General features: G+C 35.3%; 1 protein-coding gene. It reads left to right on the top strand.

Features of this window, described 5'->3' with window-relative positions; all coding sequences use genetic code 11:
- Positions 1–247: 247 nt before the first annotated feature.
- The gene (locus PH210_RS29635; RefSeq protein WP_289990306.1) at positions 248–1,465 is read left to right on the top strand and encodes an IS110 family RNA-guided transposase; all 1,218 of its coding nucleotides are present in this window, start codon (positions 248–250) and stop codon (positions 1,463–1,465) included.
- Positions 1,466–1,647: the final 182 nt, after the last annotated feature.

The raw sequence follows: 1,647 nt of genomic DNA on the forward strand, positions 1-1,647 counted from the left end.
AAAACATACTAAGATTAGTAGTGCAGACCAAGGCATTGGTTAGCACTACTATTTTTTATATAGTAGAAGTGAAGAATAGGTCGACGGTCTTTTGGGATCTTAGAATCCGTAAAAAAAACTGACCCTCTTCACTTACCTTATTTGAATCAGATTTAAGTATGTTGGATCCTTGAGATCGTGTATAAGAAATTGGAATCGATAAGTGTAAGATGAAGTCTTCAATGTAAGTAAATTGTAGGAGGACAACATGAAACATGTGATAGCATTAGACGTTAGTATGGGAAAGAGTTACATGGTCATTTATAATGGCTTGAAAAAATGTATTTACGAAGGTGAAATTAAACACACCAAACCTGAATTTGAAGGGTTGAGGGAACGGATTAATGAACTAATTGAAGGATATGGAGAACAGCCCAATATTGTGTTTGAGTCAACTGGTGTCTATTCACGACAAATTGAGCGTTTCATGCAGGAAAACCATTATTCATACTGCCTTTTAAACCCCTTAGAGGCTAAGATACAATGCGATTCTTTAAGGATATATAAAACTGATAAAAGCGATGCACATCAATTAGCTTTAACTCATTTTTCAACCTACCGTAGGGAGACTCAGGGGGCGGAAAACCTTTTTCATCAGTTGAAATCACTTTCTAGATTTTATAGTGAACTTGATGATGAATTATCAGTTATACGCAGTCGATTACATAAAGTTATTCAGTTGACGTTTCCAGAATTAGAAAAACTCTTCACAAAAAAATCTGATTTATTTCTAAATATTGTCCAATTGTTTCCACATCCCGATAATGTTCTGGGACTATCAAAAACAATACTTAAAAATAAAATACGTGCCAATACAAATAAAAATATCTCTGCAGCGATCGCAGAAAAGAAAGCAATCGCATTAATTGAAGCTTCCCATCAATCCTATCCAGCTGTTTCATCCTCAGATGTATTGTGCGAGCAACTACGGGCATACGCTAGACGGTACCAGGACCTTCTCCAACAGAAGGAACAGTGTATCGATGGTATGGTCCAGTTAGCTAAAGAACGCAACGAGTACAAGGTAATACTAAGTTTTCCTGGGATTGGCCCCAATACAGCTGTACGCTTATTGGCCGAGATCGGAGACATCGATCGTTTTGAAAACAACAAGCAGCTGAATGCCTATGCAGGAATTGATATTCGGCGATTCCAATCAGGAAAAACCTTTTTTAAGGACAAGATTAACAAGCGTGGAAATAAACACTTAAGAAAATTACTCTTTTTAATCATTCAGAACATGATTAAGCAAAGACGTTTCGGACAAAATCACATCGTCGAATATTATGATAAATTAAAAACGCAACCCTATAACAAATGTCATAAAGTTGCGTCCATCGCTTGTGTGAATAAGCTTTTGAAGAACATCTTCTTTCTTATTACACACAATATGAACTATGATTACGGTTTGGCCTCCAAATCATAGTCTTCTAAAGAATAACATATTCAAATGACCTAGTAAAAAAAGCCAAGTTAACCTAGGTTTATTAAGTATGTCAAAAATTAAGTTCGTCCCCTATTTATTATTACGACTAAACTACCCTGTCCACTTTAAAACTATAATTTTATTAAAAAAGATATTGACTAATCGTAAGAAAAAGACCGCCG

It is taken from the genome of Paenibacillus sp. BSR1-1 (assembly GCF_030403775.1).
Taxonomy (GTDB): domain Bacteria; phylum Bacillota; class Bacilli; order Bacillales; family Cytobacillaceae; genus Neobacillus.

What these genes read in the sequence shown, in the direction of transcription:
- PH210_RS29635 (WP_289990306.1), top strand. Translation starts at nt 248, where the DNA reads ATGAAACATGTGATAGCATTAGACGTTAGTATGGGAAAGAGTTACATG.